This is a genomic window from Stenotrophomonas sp. GD03680 (assembly GCF_029844625.1).
In the GTDB taxonomy this organism is placed as follows: domain Bacteria; phylum Pseudomonadota; class Gammaproteobacteria; order Xanthomonadales; family Xanthomonadaceae; genus Stenotrophomonas; species Stenotrophomonas maltophilia_P.
Map to the genome: position 1 here is coordinate 30,505 of NZ_JAOCKC010000005.1, position 17,900 is coordinate 48,404.

The 17,900-nt window shown below is 68.8% G+C and carries 13 protein-coding genes; 8 read left to right on the forward strand and 5 right to left on the reverse strand.

Translation table 11 applies throughout. The annotated features are described in order from the left end of the window. Nucleotides 1-63 precede the first annotated feature (63 nt). From N5J29_RS08305 to N5J29_RS08320, 4 genes are read right to left on the reverse strand one after another with little or no spacing between them, the layout of a single operon-like run. Nucleotides 64-1,110 (reverse strand): spore coat protein U domain-containing protein, encoded by a 1,047-nt coding sequence (locus N5J29_RS08305; protein WP_164150805.1) that lies wholly within the window; start codon nucleotides 1,108-1,110, stop codon nucleotides 64-66. Further along, the gene (locus N5J29_RS08310; protein WP_164150838.1) at nucleotides 1,107-3,461 is read right to left on the reverse strand and encodes a fimbria/pilus outer membrane usher protein; all 2,355 of its coding nucleotides are present in this window, start codon (nucleotides 3,459-3,461) and stop codon (nucleotides 1,107-1,109) included. The genes N5J29_RS08305 and N5J29_RS08310 overlap by 4 nt, the downstream gene beginning before the upstream one ends. 7 nt (nucleotides 3,462-3,468) lie before the next feature. Then, nucleotides 3,469-4,221 (reverse strand): molecular chaperone, encoded by a 753-nt coding sequence (locus N5J29_RS08315; protein WP_065174701.1) that lies wholly within the window; start codon nucleotides 4,219-4,221, stop codon nucleotides 3,469-3,471. Then, nucleotides 4,221-4,751 carry a spore coat U domain-containing protein gene (locus N5J29_RS08320; protein ID WP_053518329.1) on the reverse strand — a complete coding sequence of 177 codons (531 nt, stop codon included), beginning with the start codon at nucleotides 4,749-4,751 and terminating at the stop codon, nucleotides 4,221-4,223. The genes N5J29_RS08315 and N5J29_RS08320 overlap by 1 nt, the downstream gene beginning before the upstream one ends. 240 nt (nucleotides 4,752-4,991) lie before the next feature. On the opposite strand from N5J29_RS08320, the gene map reads away from it, so the two are divergent. From map to N5J29_RS08360, 8 genes are all read left to right on the forward strand, one after another. After that, the gene (gene map, locus N5J29_RS08325; protein ID WP_111185881.1) at nucleotides 4,992-5,768 is read left to right on the forward strand and encodes a type I methionyl aminopeptidase; all 777 of its coding nucleotides are present in this window, start codon (nucleotides 4,992-4,994) and stop codon (nucleotides 5,766-5,768) included. A 2-nt stretch (nucleotides 5,769-5,770) separates the two neighbouring features. Continuing rightward, nucleotides 5,771-8,401 (forward strand): [protein-PII] uridylyltransferase, encoded by a 2,631-nt coding sequence (locus N5J29_RS08330; RefSeq protein WP_053518331.1) that lies wholly within the window; start codon nucleotides 5,771-5,773, stop codon nucleotides 8,399-8,401. Then, nucleotides 8,401-9,450, forward strand: a complete 1,050-nt coding sequence (gene dapD / locus N5J29_RS08335) for a 2,3,4,5-tetrahydropyridine-2,6-dicarboxylate N-succinyltransferase (protein WP_053518332.1) — start codon at nucleotides 8,401-8,403, stop codon at nucleotides 9,448-9,450. The genes N5J29_RS08330 and dapD overlap by 1 nt, the downstream gene beginning before the upstream one ends. Nucleotides 9,451-9,452: 2 nt before the next feature. Next, entirely contained in the window at nucleotides 9,453-10,319 is an 867-nt protein-coding gene (locus tag N5J29_RS08340) for a hypothetical protein (protein WP_164150807.1), read from the forward strand. Nucleotides 10,320-10,350: 31 nt separating this feature from the next. Continuing rightward, nucleotides 10,351-10,722: an arsenate reductase gene (locus tag N5J29_RS08345; protein ID WP_180875666.1), complete on the forward strand. Its 372-nt coding sequence runs from the start codon at nucleotides 10,351-10,353 to the stop codon at nucleotides 10,720-10,722. Further along, the gene (gene dapE, locus N5J29_RS08350; protein WP_164150808.1) at nucleotides 10,719-11,846 is read left to right on the forward strand and encodes a succinyl-diaminopimelate desuccinylase; all 1,128 of its coding nucleotides are present in this window, start codon (nucleotides 10,719-10,721) and stop codon (nucleotides 11,844-11,846) included. The genes N5J29_RS08345 and dapE overlap by 4 nt, the downstream gene beginning before the upstream one ends. A 364-nt stretch (nucleotides 11,847-12,210) precedes the next feature. Beyond that, on the forward strand, nucleotides 12,211-13,902 hold the full coding sequence (gene asnB, locus N5J29_RS08355) for an asparagine synthase B (RefSeq protein ID WP_053518338.1): 1,692 nt from the start codon (nucleotides 12,211-12,213) through the stop codon (nucleotides 13,900-13,902). Between the two features lie 82 nt (nucleotides 13,903-13,984). Continuing rightward, nucleotides 13,985-15,373 carry a cation:proton antiporter gene (locus N5J29_RS08360; protein ID WP_164150810.1) on the forward strand — a complete coding sequence of 463 codons (1,389 nt, stop codon included), beginning with the start codon at nucleotides 13,985-13,987 and terminating at the stop codon, nucleotides 15,371-15,373. An 82-nt stretch (nucleotides 15,374-15,455) separates the two neighbouring features. On the opposite strand, the gene N5J29_RS08365 is transcribed toward N5J29_RS08360, so the two are convergent. Beyond that, a complete protein-coding gene (locus N5J29_RS08365; protein WP_164150812.1) occupies nucleotides 15,456-17,783 on the reverse strand; it encodes a penicillin acylase family protein in 2,328 nt (775 codons plus the stop codon). Nucleotides 17,784-17,900 lie beyond the last annotated feature (117 nt).

Genomic DNA, 17,900 nt, shown 5'->3' on the forward strand with positions numbered 1-17,900 from the left:
TACCTGCTGGACGCTATCGGCCGGGCGCGCCGGATCTGTAGGGGCAGGTGCTCGCGGCACCGGTCAGTAGGTGATCGTCACCTGCACCACATCGTTGTAGGTACCTGCCGGCGGCTGGCCGGTGACCGGCGGCACCCGGCCGTAGATCGTCAGTTGCTGGGCACTGCCGGTACCGGTTCCGCTGGCGGTATCGACCGTGAGCGTGTTGCCCCAGCGCTGGTTGCGTGCGCTGTCGCGGTACAGTTCATAGGCCAGGTAGTAACTGCTGCCCCCGATGGTGGTGCGCATGCGCCGGGTCGGGGTGGCCGGGGGATTGTTCTGGCCGTTGTCCAGGCCGATCTGGAATGCCGTGTTCTTCAGGCAGGTCAGGGTCAGGGTGGCGGTCCGGTCGATGTTGCTGGTGATGCTGCCGGTGACGTTGCCGAAGTCCAGGGGGGTGGTGAGGTAGCTGCCGCACTGTGGCAGCACGGTCGCGGTCGCGATGAAGCTGAAGGCCGCGCTGGCGCTGTTGGTGCCGGTGGCGCCACCGTTGCAGGTGGCCGGCACGGTCGCGTTGCCCAGCAGCACTTCGTTCCAGGCCCAGGTCAGCACCACGTCGGCGCCGCTGAAGGTGCTGCTGTAGTTGCCCGCGGCCAGCACCTGGTTGGCCGGGATCTGCGCGAACAGCTGGGTGGCCTGCGCGCCGCTGCCGCCTGTCACCAGCGGCACGTTGTAGGTCATGGCCAGCTCCTGCGCCGGGGGTGTACCGCGGGGGACCAGGCCGGTGACCTGGCTGTAGCCGGCATTGTTGTAGAGCTGGAAGTTCAGGGTGTCGGGAGGGCTGCCGGTACTGGTGCGCAGGGTCCGCCAGGTGCTGCTGCTGCCACCGCCGCTGCCGGCACCGATGCCCACGCACACGCGCACGCCGGTAGTGGCCAGCAGGCTCAGCGCCGCCGTCGTGCAGGTGACGGTGATGTTCAGCGTGGCCGAGGTGGGCCCTGGGGCATTGCTGTTGACGTTGCCGAACGGCAGGGTGGGGTTGGCGGTGGCCGTGCACACCGCCGCCGCGTGCGCCGGTGTGGCGGCCAGCAGGCCGAGCACGAGCAGCAGGCCGAGCAGGGGCACCTTCATGGCGCCACCTCGGGAATGCACGGTACCGGTGCCGGGCGGGGCCGGGCGCCGCTGGCAGCCACTTCCGGTGTGGCCGGTACTTTCACCCGGCACTGGCTGCGGCTGGTGGTGATGTACAGCACGCTGCCCGGCGCCACGTCCTCCAGGTACAGCAGGCCGTCGTAGCCGACGGTGGCCTGGCGACCCTGCGGCAGCTGCACTTCGCTGCCCACCTCCAGCGGTTGTCCGGCCATGTCCTGCAGGACCAGGGTCAGTGACGGCCGCGAGCGCAGATGGAACGTCACGCCGGTGCCGGCGCGCTGGCGGGGTGTCACCCAGTCCTCGACGCGGTCGGCGCGCATGTCCGCCGGCAGGTCGAGAGTGTCGATGGAGACCCGGTTGCGCTGCCACGACAGCAGGGGGCTGACCAGCAGCAGGCCACGGTCGTCGGTGACGCCGATCAGGCGGTTTTCCAGCCGTACCGGGACACCGGCGACGCCGCTGGTGCTGACCACCGCGAAGGCGTCGGAGACCTCGCGGGTGGCAAAGGTGTGCCCGTCCATCCACACCAGGCTGCCGCTGGCGCTGGCATAGGCGTAGTCAATGCCGGCCTGGCGCGATGCGCCGAGCGCGTAACGCCCCACGTCGTTGAGGATGCCGACCTCGGCCAGGCCGCCTGTGCCCTCGTCGCCCCCGCGCACCTGCGCGCGCCAGCCGATGCCGCCGGCACTGCCATCGCCGGGGACCGGCTGGGTGATATCGGCCACCCAGGCCTGGCTGTCGCCGTTGCGCTGGCTGGAGAGGCTGGCCTGGCGGTTGTTGCCGAGGCTCGCGCTCACTGACAGGTAGATGTTGCGGTCGTCGCTGCTGTCCAGGTTCTGGTTGACCGACAGGTAGGCCGACCAGCGCTGGCTCCAGGTGCGCGACCAGAACAGGCTGGCATAGCGGTTGTCGTCGCCATCGGGGTAGCGCAGCCGCAGGTAGCTTGCGCTCAGCGTTCCCAGCCCCAGCAGATCGAGACCGGCAGTGGCCTGTTCGCTGATGCGCGGGGGCAGGTTGTCCTGCAGCGCGCCCAGATCGCGGTAGTCGCCGTGGGTGCGTACGCTGCGCACATTGAAATTGAAGCGGCGGTTGTTCCAGCTGTAGCCCAATGCCCATTGGCCGCCCTGCAGGCCCTGCAGGCGGCTGTGCGCATAGGCGGCATTGAACACGCCGGCCTCGCCCGCCAGCCACCAGCCACCGACGCCGGCCTGCAGCAGGCCGCCACCGCCTTCGGCGTGCGCTTCGCCGGTAAAGGTGTCGCTGATGCCACCACGCCAGCTGGCGCTGGCCACCGTGCGGCTGTCGTACTCGAAGGAGCGTTCGCCGAACGCTTCGCGCAGTTGTCCGGCACCGACCGACCAGTCGGACAGGCCCTTGGCCAGCAACTGCTGGGTGCCATAGAAGCTGAAATCCAGCGTCTGCATGCGGCCGAAGGCATCGGTCACCACAACCTGCGCGGTGCCGGTGCCGCTGATGCCCGGCTGTGCCGCCAGCTGGAACGGTCCGACCGGCACCTGGCCGCTGTACTGGCGCAACCCGTCGACGTACAGCTCCACCGTTGACGGCACCACCGCCTCGCCCAGGAAGCCGGGCGTCGGTGTCAGCACGCGGTAGGGCTGCAGCCCGTAGTTGCGTCCGACCTGCACGCCGCCCAGGCGCACCGGCCGGGTCCAGTCGACAAAGCCGCTGTAGAAATCACCGATCTCCAGCGTGGTCGCCGACTCGGGAAAATCCAGTGTCCAGTGCGTATCCAGGCGCACGCTTTCGCTGCGCCAGTGACGGTCGTCCGGCTGCTGGTAGCGACGGGTGACCGCCGTGTTCTCGAAGGTGCCGCTGCCGATGCCGAATAGGCGCAGTTCCGAGCTCAGGGTAAGGTTACCGAGTGCTTCGATGCGGCTGCCGTACACGTCGTAGTTGAGCAGCAGGCCCGGCGAGGCGCTGCCGGCCGGCGTACGCACCTGCGGGCGGCCGAGCAGGGTGGTGGGCAGGGTCAGCTGGTCCAGCGGCACATCCAGCGCCAGTGTCTGCAGCTGGGCGTCGTAGCGCGCGACCACGCCGCTGATCTGATCCAGAAACACCGGTGCATCGCCGGTGGCGCTGAAGCCGAGCTGGCGCAGCACCTCCGGACTGGCCTGCAGGCGGCCACGTGCTTCAGTGAAGGGCAGCAGGCCGCGCGGCGTGCTGTTCAGTGAGACGTCCAGGTACAGCGTCTGGCTGGCCGTCAGCGGTGTCGGGGGAGGCAGCAGGGCATCGGCGGAGACGCCGGAGATGCCGGACACGTCGGCGGCCGGAGCCGCGGGAACCCACGCGGCAGCGAGCACCGTGCCCACCACCGCCTCAGCGAGCCGGTGGCGGCGATAGCGGTGTCTGCGTCGACTCGCCATTGATCTTGGCCGTGATCTGGTCGTTGTCCCGGTCGACAGCCGTGCGCTCCACGGGCCAGCGCATCACCTGGCCGGGCAGCACATAGCCCAGCAGGCCGGGGTGGACGATACGCGGGCGTTCGACACTGCCCAGCGCCAGGTCGGCGATCTGCGCGTAGCTGTCGCCGGAATTGCCGATCTCGACGCCGCTGCGACCATCGTCCAGCCGCAGCAGGCGTGCCTGCAGGCGCGGTGCCGGCGTGCCCCCAGCCGGCTGGATGAATACCGGGATCGAATAGCGCAGCACGAACTGCATGCCGCTGGCGCGGGTGGCCAGGTCCGGCACTTCGTCGACGATCAGGCGGTAATGCTGCTGGGAGGCCGGTGCCTCGCTGTCCGTGCGCATCACCCGCACCAGCTGCTGCTGGCCTGCGGCCAGTTCCTGCATCGGTGGGGTGGCCAGCAGTCCATCGGCAGGCAGCAGCTGCTCATTGCCATCCTGCTGGACCCAGCGGAACACCCGCACCTGCAGCTTCACCGGCGCGGTCCCGCTGTTGGTCAGCCACAGCTCGGCGGCACGCTGGCGGGGCTCCAGCTGCAGGGTGGTGGGCGCGACCTGCAGGCTGGTGGCGGCGGAGGTAGCCATGGCGCTGGCCAGCAGGCAGGCGAGCAACGCCACGCCGGCGGCGCGCCACAGGCGGGGTCGGGACATGGAGGCGTGCTCCATCAATAAGTGATCGTGGCGGTGATCGTGTCCAGGTAGTTGCCGGCGGCCGCGTTGTTGGTGCTCAGGTTCAGGATCTGGCCGTAGACGATGTAGGGGACCGCCAGGCCCGTGCCGATGCCGGCCTGGGTATTGGTGCCGGTCGTCGACCCCCAGACCAGGCTGTGTGCCGCGTCGCGGTACAGCTGGTAACCGACGTAGTTGTTGGCGGTCACCGCCGCGTCGGTGTTCTTCATGCGCCGGGTGGTGACGTCGCCGGCCGTACCGGCGTTCGCACCCGCGTTCAGCGCGATCGTATACGGGGTCAGCGCAGAGCACTGGGCGGTCACCGTGCCCTGGCCCAGGGTAGGTATCGCGGTGGTCGATGCGGCGGTACCGAAGTCGACGTTGGTGGCGGCCGCGGCCGTGATCGTGCAGGCCTTGGTGACCACGAGGGTGACGTTGAAGGTGGTGGTATCGGCCGCCAGCGCCGGGCCGGCCAGCAGCAGCGCGGTCATGGCCCCGGCAAGGGAGGAGCGCAGTGGGATTCGCATGGACAACCTCCTTGACCCGAAGGTCCGTTGAACAAGGCGAAGGCGGCACGTTCGAGGCCGCTTCGGCGACGCTGGCGCCAGCTTAGGACCGCCAAGTGTCTGTAATCCGTGATAAACAGGGGCTGCGGAATGTGGGCGCGATCACGCTTTCGCTCGCCTTGCCGGAACTGTGCATGGCCGGGAACGTCCAGTTGGGTGGCGTTCGTTCAGATTGCGGCCGGATCGGCGATAATGGGCGCCATGAGCGTGAATCTGAAAACCCCGCAGGAAATCGAGATGATGCGCATCGCCGGCCGCCTGGCCAGCGAAGTGCTCGACATCGTCACCCCCCACGTCAAGCCCGGTGTCACCACCGAGGAACTGGACCGCATCTGCCATGACCATATCGTCAACGTGCAGGGCGCCATTCCGGCCAACGTCGGCTACCGCGGCTTCCCCAAGACCGTGTGCACCTCGGTCAACAACGTCATCTGCCACGGCATTCCGAGCGAAGGCAAGGTGCTCAAGGACGGCGACATCGTCAACATCGACGTGACCGTCATCAAGGATGGCTGGCACGGCGACACCAGTCGCATGTACTTCGTCGGCACACCGTCGGTGATGGCGCGCCGCCTGGTGGAGACCACCTACGAAGCGATGTGGCGCGGCATCCGCGCGGTACGTCCGGGGGCGACCCTGGGCGACATCGGCCACGCGATCCAGAGCTATGCCGAAGGCGAGCGCTTCAGCGTGGTGCGCGAGTACTGCGGCCACGGCATCGGCAAGGTCTATCACGACGAGCCGCAGGTGGTGCATTACGGTCGCCCGGGCCAGGGCCTGGTGCTGCAGCCGGGCATGACCTTCACCATCGAGCCGATGATCAACGAGGGCACCCGCTACAACAAGGTGCTGCCGGATGGCTGGACCGTGGTGACCAAGGACCGCAAGCTGTCGGCGCAGTGGGAGCACATGATCGCGGTCACCGAGACCGGCGTTGATGTGCTGACCCTGTCGCCGGGCGAATCGCAGGTCTCCTGAGGATGCTGCCGGCGAGTTCGCTGCTGGACACGCCGGCCGCGTCGCTCAACGACCCGGACTGGGCTTCCGCTGCACGGCAGGCCTTGCAGCAGGCCGATGCGCGGCTGTACCGCCGTTTCGACCAGGGCGACAACATCGAGCGCCTGCTGGCACTGCGCGCGCGCGCGGCCGATCACCTGATCCGGCTGGCGTGGCAGCGCTGCCTGCCGTCCGACAGCGGGCTGTCCCTGTTCGCAGTGGGCGGCTACGGCCGTGGGGAGCTGTTCCCACGGTCTGACATCGATCTGCTGGTGTTCGGCGCGCCGCCAGCGCAGCTCGCCCACGAAGCGGGCCTGGCGCGGTTGTTCGCCCTGCTGTGGGATTGCGGATTGGCGGTCAGCCATGCCGTGCGCTCGGCGGCGCAGTGCCGCGAGGCGGCCGCCGACCAGACCGTGCTGACCGCGCTGATCGAAGCGCGCCCGATCCTGGCCGACGATGCGGCGCGCCGGGCGCTGCGCGAAGCAACCGACGACGACAGCGGACTGTGGCCGGCGCGCACCTTCTTCCTGGCCAAGCTGGAGGAACTGCGCAACCGCCACCAGCGTTTCGGCGATACCGCCGACAACCTCGAGCCCGATCTGAAGGATGGCCCCGGCGGGCTGCGTGATCTCAATACGCTGGGGTGGATGGCGCTGCGCGCGTTCGGCGTTCGCGACCTTGAGGCGCTGGTCGGGTTGGGCCATCTGGGTGCCGACGAAGCCGCGGCGCTCCAGCGCGAGCGCGCGGTGCTGGCGCGCCTGCGCTTCGGCCTGCACCTGGTGGCACGGCGGCCGGAGGAGCGCCTCCGCTTCGATTACCAGAAGACACTGGCCGCGCGGCTGGGTTTTGAGGACGACGCCGAGAACCTGGGCGTCGAGAAGATGATGCAGGGGTTCTATCGCGCCGCTTCGGTGGTGCGCCGGATCAGCGACCGCCTGCTGCAACGCTTCGAGGAGCAGTTCGACGGCGAAGCGCTGCCGGAACCGCTGACCGTGGGTTTCTCGCTGCGCCGCGGCTATCTGGCGGCGAACGAGGCGGCGTGGCCGCGCGGCGACATCGGCCAGGTGTTCGCCCTGTTCGCCGGCTGGGCCAACAACCCGCAGGTGCGTGGCCTGCATTCGCTGACCGCGCGCGCACTGGCCGAGTCGCTGCCGCTGCTGCCCGCCTATGACCAGGCCGATGCCGATGCGCGTGAGCAGTTCATGGCGCTGCTGCGTGGCCAGCGCCCGGTCGACACGCTCTCGCGGATGGCCCGGCTGGGTGTGCTGGGCCAGTGGATTCCCGCGTTCGCCCAGGTCAGCGGGCGCATGCAGTTCGACCTGTTCCACGTCTACACCGTCGATCAGCACACGCTGATGGTTCTGCGCAATATCGGCCAGTTCGCCAGCAGCCGTGCCGACGAGCGCTTCTCGATCGCGCATGAAGTGTGGCCGCGGCTGCGCAAGCCGGAGCTGCTGCTGCTGGCCGGGCTGTTCCATGACATTGCCAAGGGCCGCGGCGGCGATCATTCCGAGCTGGGAGCGGTGGATGCGCGCGCGTTCTGCCAGGCGCATGCGCTCAGTGCCTCGGATACCGAACTGGTGGCGTGGCTGGTCGAACAGCACCTGCGCATGTCGGTGACAGCGCAGAAGCAGGACATCGCCGATCCGGCCGTGATCCATCGTTTCGCAACCCTGGTCGGCAGCCGCGACCGCCTCGACTACCTGTACCTGCTGACCTGCGCCGACATCGCCGGCACCAGCCCCAAGCTGTGGAACGCCTGGAAGGACCGGCTGCTGGCCGATCTGTACTTCGCCACGCGGCGCGCACTGCGCGAGGGCCTGGAGCATCCGGTGCCGGCCGCCGAGCGCGTTGCCGAGGCGCGTGACAGCGTGCGCGCGCTGGTACGCGAACAGGGCTATGACGACGCCACGATCGACCGCCAGTTCGCCGTCATGCCTGATGAAGGCTTCATCCGCCTGCGTCCGGAGCAGCTGGCCTGGCAGGCCGCTGCGCTGGTGCCGGTGAAGCAGGGCCAGGCGCTGGTGAAGGTGCGCCGCATCAGCGTCGACGACCCCGCGCTGGAAGTGTTCGTGCATTCGCCGGATCGCGACGGCCTGTTTGCTGCCATCGTGATGACGCTGGACCGCAAGGGCTACGGCATCCATCGCGCACGGGTACTGGACGGCCCCGCGGGCACCATCTTCGATACCTTTGAGGTCAGCCCCGCCGATACCTTCGCCGATGGCAGCAGCGCCAACCTGGAAGCTGCGCTGCGCGAGGCGCTGGCCGGTGACCTGGGCCGTCTGCGCCCGTCGCGGCGGGTGGTGCCGCGGCAGCTGCGTCACTTCCGCTTCGTGCCGCGCATCGAGTTCCGCGATGAGCCTGGCGCAACCCGATTCGCCCTGGTCGCACCCGACCGCCCCGGCCTGCTGGCCGACGTGGCGTTCGTGCTGCGCAACCAGGGCCTGCGCGTGCATGACGCGCGCATTGCCACGTTCGGCGAACGCGCCGAAGACACCTTCGTGATCAGTGACGAACACGACCTCCCCCTGACCGAACCCGCCCGGCAGCAGCTGCATGACGCGATGCTGGCCTGCCTGGACCCTGATCGAAACGCCGGAGACCCCACCTGATGGCCACCAAGCCTGCAAAGAAGACCGCCGCGACCGCCAAGAGCGCGGCGGCCCGAAAGACCACTGCCGCGACGGCCGCAAAGAAGACCGTTGCCCCGGTGAAGAAGGTGGCTGCCGCGAAGAAGCCGGCGCCGAAGAAGGCCCCGGCCAAGAGCGCGGAAGCCGCGCGCGCCGAGACCATCGCCCGCAAGTCGCTGCGCAGGCCGGCCGCGCCGGGCGTGGAAGAACTGAAGTTCGGCATCGAAAGCGCCTTCGAGCGCCGCGCGACGCTGACCCTGCATGAACTGGAGGGCTCGACCCGGGTGCTGGTCAACCGCGTGATCGACGGCCTGGAAAGCGGCGAGTTCCGTGTCGCCGAGCCGGACGGGCAGGGGGGCTGGAAAGTCAACGAATGGCTGAAGAAGGCGGTGCTGCTGTACTTCCGTGTCAATGACATGGCGGTGGTCGATGCCCGTCCGGCCCCGTTCTGGGACAAGGTCGAATCGCGCTTTGCCGGATACGATGAAGCAAAGTTCCGTCGTGCCGGGGTACGCGTGGTGCCGGGCGCGATCGCGCGCCGGGGTACCTACTTCGGCAAGGATGTGGTGCTGATGCCGAGCTTCACCAACATCGGCGCCCATGTCGGCGAGGGCACGATGGTCGATACCTGGGCCACCGTCGGTTCCTGTGCGCAGATCGGCCAGCATTGCCACCTGTCCGGTGGCGCCGGCATCGGCGGCGTGCTCGAACCGCTGCAGGCCAGCCCGACCATCATCGAAGACCATTGCTTCATCGGCGCGCGTTCGGAAGTGGTGGAGGGCGTAGTGGTCGGCCACCACAGCGTGATCGGCATGGGCGTGTTCCTCAGCCAGAGCACCCGCATCTACAACCGCGCCACCGGCGAGATCACCTACGGCTACATCCCGCCGTACAGCGTGGTGGTGTCGGGCTCGCTGCCGAGCAAGGACGGCACGCACTCGCTGTACTGCGCGGTGATCGTCAAGCAGGTCGATGCCCGCACCCGCAGCAAGACCAGCGTCAACGATCTTCTGCGCGGCCTGGCGGACTGACGATGGCTGCGCCGGACGACCTGGCGCAGTCCGCGATCTACCGGCATCCGTTCGACAACGTGTTCGCGCGGATGCTGCCGCGCCTGCTGCACGCACCGCGCTGGACCCGGCTGCGCCGCGCGCTGTCGCGGCGCTGGCCGATGCCGGCGCTGGCCAGCGATGTGCGCGACGTGGTCTACGCGAGCTGGTGGGTCGATGTGCGTCATGCGCCGTCACCGCCGCCTGGCCATCACTACGTGGTCCATGCCGGTCGTACGCCTTACACCATCCTCAGCTATCGGCACGGTCACTTCGGGCCGGCCCTGGCCGGCCCTCTGCGGGCGCTGCTGCCATCGCCGCAGCAGAGCAACTGGCGGTGGTATCTGCGCCGCGACGACGATCCGGACGGCACCCCGGTCGTGCTGTTCGACCGCAACGTGATGGATCAGCTGGCCTTCGTCGCCGGTGCGCGTGCCTTCAGCGATGCCATGCAACCTCATCTCTCCGTGCGCTTCGCACATGTGCTTGAGGCCAATGGCGGCGGCCATACCCTGATCGAAGGTGGGCACGGCAGCGCGCCGGCGCTTCGACTGCAGTGGCAGGTTGCCGCAGGCTGGGACGATGCCACGTGGTCGGCGGCCTTTGGCGGCCATGACGCCCTGCTGCGTTTCCTGACCTGCCAGGACGAGGCCATCGCCCGTACCTGTGACGGGCACTGGGCCAGCACCCGCATCGACCTGCCGGTGGAGCTGACCCATCTGCGGCCGCTGCACCTGCAGGGTACGCTGCAGTGTCCACGCCTGCAGGCGATGGGCGTTGCGCTGCCCGACGGGCTGGCCTTCCACCTGCCACGCGTGCCGTTCCGGGTCGTGTCCGAGCGTCTGTTGTGAGATTCTGCCCCTCTGTTTTCCAGCATTGCCGATGGCCATGAGCACCACTGTCTACGGATTGAAGAACTGCGATACCTGCAAGAAGGCGACCAAGTGGCTGGACCGCTTCGGCGTGCCATATACCTTCGTCGACTACCGCGAGACCAAGCCCGGCCCGGAAACGCTGGTCGAGTGGGCCGCGCAGCTGGGCGGCCTGTCCGCAATGGTCAACCGGTCATCGACCACCTGGCGGCAGCTGCCGGACAACCGCAAGGCGGCCGCCTCCGATGCCGAGTGGAAGCTGCTGCTGCGCGAGTACCCGCAGCTGATCAAGCGCCCGCTGGTGGTGACGTCCGACGGCAAGGTCAGCCAGGGATTCAGCGACAACGGGTTCAAGGCGCGCTTCGGCGTGGGTGGCGCGTGAGCGCGGTGCTGGACCTGGCCTGCGAGCTGATCGCACGGCCATCGGTCACGCCGGACGATGCCGGCTGCCAGGCGCTGCTTGCGGCGCGGCTGCAGCGTGCAGGGTTCGACTGCGAGCACCTGCGCCTGGGCGACGTCGACAACCTCTGGGCGACCCATGGCAGCGGTGCGCCGGTGCTGGTCCTGCTGGGCCACACCGACGTGGTGCCACCGGGACCGCGCGAGGCCTGGCAGAGCGATCCGTTCGTCCCGAAGATTCGCGATGGCGTGCTGTACGGCCGTGGCGCGGCCGACATGAAGGGCAGCGTAGCCGCGTTCGTGATCGCGGCCGAGCAGTTCGCCGCAGCCCACCCTCATCATGCGGGAACGCTGGCGGTGCTGCTGACCAGTGACGAGGAGGGCGATGCGATCGACGGCGTGCGCCATGTCGCGCGCCTGTTCGCAGAGCGTGGCCAGCGCATCGACTGGTGCATCACCGGCGAACCCTCGTCGACCGCAACGCTGGGCGATCTGCTCCGCGTCGGCCGCCGCGGCAGCCTGTCGGCGAAGTTGCGCGTGCAGGGTGTGCAGGGCCATGTGGCCTACCCGGAGAAGGCACGCAACCCGATCCACCAGGCGGCGCCGGCGTTGGCCGAACTGAGTGCGCGGCGCTGGGACGAGGGTTACGAGAGCTTTCCGCCGACCAGCCTGCAGATCTCCAACATCCATGCCGGCACCGGTGCCAACAACGTGATTCCGGGCGAGCTGGAAGTGGATTTCAACGTCCGCTACAACCCGCATTGGGATGCGCCGAAACTGGAAGCGGAGATCACCGCGCTGCTGGACCGTCACGGCCTGCAGTACACGCTGAAGTGGCACCGCAGCGGCGAGCCGTTCTACACGCCCAAAGGCACGCTGCGTGCCGCCGCGCGCGCCGTGCTGGCCGACCACATCGGCGGTGCGCCGGAAGAAAGCACCGGTGGCGGAACGTCCGACGCCCGCTTCATCGCGCCCTTGGGCGCGCAGTGCATCGAAGTGGGACCGGTCAACGCCAGCATTCACCAGGTGGACGAGAACGTGCGTGTGGATGAGCTTGAGGCCCTGCCGGGCCTGTACCTGCGGCTGGTCGAGCGCCTGCTGGTGTGAGGCACGACGCCGGGCATGGCCCGGCGCCGCCCTTGGCCGACGGTAGCGCCGGGCCATGCCCGGCGTACGACGCACCTGGTTGCCAACGCAACTGTTGCGCGGCCCCGGAAACCGGGTTAGGGTCGGGTCATGTCGATCCGCCTGGCCACCGCCGTCAACAACAACCGCAATAATCTGCGCGCGAATAATCGTGCGCGGCCGATGCGGGACTGCGCCCTGGGTAGATAGACAGCAACACACGCCCGGACACCAGAAAACCCGCATCGGCCGATGCGGGTTTTTTTGTGCCCGGGCGTAGCCCACCCGGGCCTGGTTGGCCGGTCGAACACCTTGCCCTCGTAGAACCGACAACAGGAGTTCCCCCATGTGTTCGATCTTCGCAATCTTCGGCCTGCAGGCCGGTGATGATCTTCCCGCCCTGCGCCGGCATGCGTTGGAGCTGTCGCAGCGGCAGCGTCATCGTGGCCCGGACTGGAGCGGCGTCTACCTTGATGAAGGTGCACTGCTGGTGCACGAGCGGCTGGCCATCGTCGATCCGGCGGGTGGCTCGCAGCCGCTGTTGTCGGCGGACGGTCAGCTGGCGCTGGCGGTCAACGGCGAAATCTACAACCATCAGCTGCTCAAGGCCGCGCTGGCCCACCCCTACGACTTCCAGACCGGCTCGGACTGCGAGGTGATCAACGCGCTGTACCGGCAGGGAGGCTCGCCGTCCCGCTGGCTGGAGCAGCTCAACGGCATCTTCGCCTTCGCGCTGTGGGACCGCGATGCCGGTCGCGTACTGGTGGCGCGCGATCCGGTCGGCGTGGTGCCGCTGTACTGGGGGCACGACGCGCAGGGGCGCCTGCGGGTGGCCTCGGAGATGAAAGCGTTGGTGGATACCTGTGCCGACGTTGCCCAGTTCCCGCCGGGTCATTACTACGACAGTGCCAGTGGCGAACTGGTGCGCTACTACCAGCAGCCCTGGCGCGAGTATGCGGACGTTGAAGGGCGCCAGGCCGATCTGGCCGAGCTGCGACAGGCCTTTGAACATGCGGTGGAACGCCAGCTGATGAGCGACGTGCCGTACGGCGTGCTGCTGTCCGGTGGACTGGATTCGTCGCTGGTGGCCGCCGTCGCCGCCCGCTATGCCCGCCGCCGCATCGAGGATGGCGGCCAGAGCGAAGCCTGGTGGCCGCGCCTGCATTCGTTCGCGATCGGGCTGAAGGGATCGCCCGATCTGGCCGCCGCCGCCGTCGCCGCCGAAGCGCTGGGCACCGTGCACCACGGTTTCGAGTACACCTTCGAGGAAGGCCTCGACGTGCTCCCCGAGGTGATCCGCCATATCGAAACCTACGATGTCACCACCATCCGCGCGTCCACGCCGATGTTCCTGCTGGCCCGGCGGATCAAGGCGATGGGGGTGAAGATGGTGTTGTCCGGCGAAGGCAGCGACGAGATCTTCGGCGGCTACCTGTACTTCCACAAGGCACCGGACGCGCGCGAATTCCACCAGGAGCTGGTGCGCAAGCTCGATGCCCTGCACAACTACGATTGCCTGCGTGCCAACAAGTCAATGATGGCCTGGGGCGTGGAGCCCCGCGTGCCGTTCCTGGACCGCGACTTCCTCGATGTGGCGATGCGCATCGACGCCGCGCACAAGATGGTAGGCAGCGGCTTCGGCGGTCGCCGTATCGAGAAGGCGGTGTTGCGTGAAGCGTTCGATGGCTATCTGCCGGACAGCATCCTGTGGCGCCAGAAGGAGCAGTTCAGCGATGGCGTCGGCTATGGCTGGATCGATGGATTGAAGGCGCACGCCGAGGCGCAGGTCAGCGACCGGGTACTGGCCGCCGCCGACAAGCGCTTCCCGCACAACCCGCCGCAGACCAAGGAGGCGTACTACTATCGCCACCTGTTCGAACAGTTCTTCCCGAGCAGGGCCGCGGCCGAAACGGTCCCGGGTGGAAAATCGATCGCCTGTTCCTCGCCGGCCGCGATTGCCTGGGACGCGAGTTTCGCCGCAGCGGCCGATCCGTCCGGCCGGGCGATTGCCGGGGTACACGAGCAGGCCCTGGCGTGACCGGCAGCGCCGGGCTACGCCCGGCGGGCGCTCAGCGTCGGCGCAGGCAAGGACGTATCATCGCCCCCCTGCACATTGGGGAATGTTCATGGACGTACAGAGCGAGGGCCGGGCGCCGCCGATGAAGTGGGGGTGGCGCTACGTGGCCTGGGCCGGACTGCCGTTGCTGGCCGGCCTGCTGCTGGCGCGGTATGCCGGGCCGGCGGCGCCTGAAGCGGTCGCACGCGCCACGGTTGCCGACGAAGGCAGCTGGGCCCGGCATCTATCATCGCCGCTGGGCCTGTTCCTGCTGCAGCTGCTGGTCCTGCTGCTGGTGGCCAAGGGCGCGGGAGCGCTGCTCAAGCGCTTCGGCCAGCCGGCGGTGATCGGCGAAATGGCGGCAGGCCTGATGATGGGCCCGTTGGTGCTGGGCAGCCTGTTGCCGCAGTTGCATGGCGCGCTGTTCCCGGCGGCGTCGCTGGCGCCGTTGGGCCTGCTCAGCCAGCTGGGTGTGCTGATGTTTCTGCTGGTGGCCGGTGCCGAACTCGACCTGGCCGCACTGCGCGGACGACGGCGGTTCGCGTTCACCGTCAGCCATGCCGGTATCGCCGTGCCATTCATGCTGGGCGTGGCCCTGGCGATCTGGCTGTACCCGCAGCACGGTCCGCAGGGCGTGGGCTTCACGTCCTTCGCGCTGTTCGTCGGGATATCGATGAGCATCACGGCATTCCCGGTGCTGCTGCGGATCCTCGCCGATCGCGGCATCACCCATACGCCGCTGGGACAGACCGCCATTGCCTGCGCGGCACTCGGCGACGCCACGGCCTGGTGCCTGCTGGCGCTGATCGTGGCGGCTGCACAGGCCGGTGGCTGGCTGCCGGCAAGCCTCAACCTGCTGGGCGTGGTGGCCTTCGTGGTGCTGATGCTTGGCCTGGTGAGACCGTGGTTTGCCCGCCAGCAGGTCGTGGCAGGACGCGAAGGACGGTGGTTGCTGGGCATCCTGCTGTTGTCGCTGGCCAGTGCGTTGGTGACCGAGATGCTGGGCATCCATGCGTTGTTCGGTGCATTCGCTGCGGGCGTGGCGGTGTCATCCAATGCGCCGCTGCGCGCACTGCTGATGGCCCGCGTCGAGCCGTTCGCGGTGACCCTGCTGCTGCCCCTGTTCTTCGCCATGACCGGCCTGCGCATGCGCGCCGACGCACTGCACGCCGGCGACATCGTGCTGTGCCTGGTGGTGATCGCGGTGGCCACGGCCGGCAAGCTGCTGAGCACATTCAGTGCCGCCCGCAGCACCGGCCTGCCGGCCCGCGAGGCATGGCGGCTGGGAGCGCTGATGAACACGCGCGGCCTGATGGAACTGATCGTGCTCAACCTGGGCTATGAGCTGGGCCTGCTCGGGGATCGCCTGTTCGCGGTGCTGGTGATCATGGCACTGGTGACCACTGCGATGACCGGGCCGTTGTTGAACCTGATCGAGCGCCGCCGCACCTGAGCCGGTAGCGCCGGGCCATGCCCGGCGGCTTTGCTGTTCGTCCGCGCTGCGCGCTCGCCGGGCATGGCCCGGCGCTACCCCTCTATCTCGCCGGCACCAGCGTCATCACGTGCTGGGCCTTGCCCGGCAGGAACGGCGAGGGGCGGCCATGCACCCAGTCTTCGTGGCCCGCGCCCCAGTAGGGGGACAGCGGGTGGCCACTCTGGCCACCGGGCATGTGCACGATGCCGTCGGCTTCGTGACCGGGGGAGACCACCATCCGCTGCGAAGCACCGAAATCCGGGGCCTGCACCCGTGGCATGTCGCGGTCGCCGGGCAACGGCTCGGCCGGCATGCACAACGCGCGGCGTGCGAAGGCGGGCAGGGCGCGACTGACCGGGTGGCAGATCGACGCGGTGTTGCGCTCTCCCCAGCGGCGCTGGGCCAGCGGTCCCTGGCCGGCAAGATCTGCTTCCAGCTCACGTGCGGCCTTCGCCAGCAACGCATCCCAGCTGTCGATACCGGGTGGCAGCAGATGTGCCGGGCGCTGTTCCAGCATCGGCCAGACCACGCCTTCCAGCTCGGGCAGCCGCGGCGGCAGGTAGTCGGCGCCCAGCTGTGCGCGGGCAGGCGCGAGCAGCGCGCCTTCGACCGCATCGAGCACCTTGCCACGGAAGCCGCGGGTGATGCGATAGCTCACCGAGTCCACCGATGCCCGTCCTTCCCAGTGCGCATTGGCTTCATGCAGGCGCTGCAGTGCAGGGTCGCTGCTGTGTGCGGTGATCTGCTGCAGCAGCGCCCACCAGCGTTGCAGCATTACCGCGCGGTCATCGAGCTGGATCGCCAGCAGGTCGTGCTCATCGAAACGGTCCTGGACCGCCAGCAGGTCGCGGATCTGCCGCGCGCGGGCGCCAAGGTCGTAGCCGCCATTGCCGGCCACTGCCAGTGCGGCGCCGTCCAGCACGCGGCCGTTGGCGGTCCACAGACGGTGGTTGGTGGGATCGATCAGTGCGGGAGCAGCGTCGCTGCGCAGCGACCAGGGTGCGCAGGCGTCATTGCGCGCTGGCGCGTAGCCGGCCGCCGCACATCCGGGGCCACGGTCCGGACGGGCGCCGATCAGACGCCAGGCGATGCGCCCGCTGCGGTCGCCGATCACCAGGTTCTGTGCAGGAATGCCGGCGCGGTCGGCCACGCGCAGGGCCTGGTCCAGGTCGCCCGCGCGGGCCATGTCGGCGAAATCCAGGCGCACCGCGCCGGGCAGATGTGCGACCCAGCGCAGTGCGTCGCCGCTGCCATCGGCGTGGGTGTGCAGGATCGGCCCCCAGGCGGTCTCGCGCACCGGAAACACTACGTCATCCTGGCCGGCCACGGCGATGCGCTCTTCATGCACCGTCACCGGGGCCGTGGCCGGTTCGTTGCGGAAATCGGCGGTGTCGATGTAGCTGTTGGTGAATCCCCAGGCGATGTGCCCGTTGCTGCCGACGATGACAGCCGGCAGACCGGGCAGCGAGAAGCCACTGATGTCGACCTGGCCACCGGCCGCCTGCGGATCGGGATAGCGCAGACGCACACGGAACCAGAGGCCGGGTGCGCGCAGGCCCAGGTGCATGTCGTCGGCAACGATGGCACGGCCATCGGCAGTGAGTGCGCCGGCCACGGCGAAGTTGTTGCTGCCCACTGCGCCGGTTTCCACCGACACGGGGGCGGGCGAGGCGGCCAGCGTGAGCAGATCCAGTTGTCCTGCATCGGGCAGCCGGGCATTGCCGCGCGGCTCGCCGAACAGGGGCGCATCCCATTCGCTGCCCTGGTTCGCGATCAGCGCATGCAGCGCCGGTGGCACCACCGCCTGGATGCGGCTGAGCGCCAGTTCAGTCCGGTTGCCCGGATCCTGCAGATCGGCGTACATGGCCAGCCCGGCCAGCACGCTGTCGCTGGCGGTCCACGGCTGCGGCGCCTGCCGCAGCAGCAGGTAGGCCCACGGGCGCACGGAGAGATCGGCCAGGCCCTGGTTGACCCCATCGACATACGCGTTCACCGCCGCGGCGTTGCTGCGCAAGGCGGCCTCCAGATGGGCGTCGGTCCGCGCGCGCAGGCGATGAACCCGCATGCGCTTGTCCACCTCGATGGCCTTCGGGCCGAACAGCGCGGCCAGTTCACCGGCCGCGCTGCGCCGCATCAGGTCCATCTCGAAGTAGCGCTCCTGTGCGTGGACACGGCCGAGCGCACGCATGGCGTCGGCCTGGCTGCCCGCGGTGATGGTGACCACGCCCAGCGCGTCGCGCTCGACAGTGACTGCTGCGCTTAGGCCGGGCAGGGCATGTTCACCTTCCAGATCGGCCAGGCTGCCGCGCAGCAGCAGCCACGCGGCCAGGGCCACCACCAGCAGGGTGGCGATCAGCACGCCGAGCAGCCAACGCCATGTACGTCGCATTGCAGGTCCTTTCCGAACGCCGGGGCCGATTGTAGCCGCAGGCGCAACTGCGACTGATTCCGATTAGATCACCGTATCCTGAAATGGGGCACCCTATGCCGCATCGATTCACAGGAG

Coding starts and splice junctions, on each gene's coding strand:
- N5J29_RS08340 (WP_164150807.1), top strand. CDS start 9,453: ATGGCTGCGCCGGACGACCTGGCGCAGTCCGCGATCTACCGGCATCCG.
- N5J29_RS08305 (WP_164150805.1), bottom strand. CDS start 1,110: ATGAAGGTGCCCCTGCTCGGCCTGCTGCTCGTGCTCGGCCTGCTGGCC.
- N5J29_RS08320 (WP_053518329.1), bottom strand. CDS start 4,751: ATGCGAATCCCACTGCGCTCCTCCCTTGCCGGGGCCATGACCGCGCTG.
- map (WP_111185881.1), top strand. CDS start 4,992: ATGAGCGTGAATCTGAAAACCCCGCAGGAAATCGAGATGATGCGCATC.
- N5J29_RS08330 (WP_053518331.1), top strand. CDS start 5,771: ATGCTGCCGGCGAGTTCGCTGCTGGACACGCCGGCCGCGTCGCTCAAC.
- N5J29_RS08365 (WP_164150812.1), bottom strand. CDS start 17,783: ATGCGACGTACATGGCGTTGGCTGCTCGGCGTGCTGATCGCCACCCTG.
- dapD (WP_053518332.1), top strand. CDS start 8,401: ATGGCCACCAAGCCTGCAAAGAAGACCGCCGCGACCGCCAAGAGCGCG.
- asnB (WP_053518338.1), top strand. CDS start 12,211: ATGTGTTCGATCTTCGCAATCTTCGGCCTGCAGGCCGGTGATGATCTT.
- N5J29_RS08345 (WP_180875666.1), top strand. CDS start 10,351: ATGGCCATGAGCACCACTGTCTACGGATTGAAGAACTGCGATACCTGC.
- N5J29_RS08360 (WP_164150810.1), top strand. CDS start 13,985: ATGTTCATGGACGTACAGAGCGAGGGCCGGGCGCCGCCGATGAAGTGG.
- N5J29_RS08315 (WP_065174701.1), bottom strand. CDS start 4,221: ATGGAGCACGCCTCCATGTCCCGACCCCGCCTGTGGCGCGCCGCCGGC.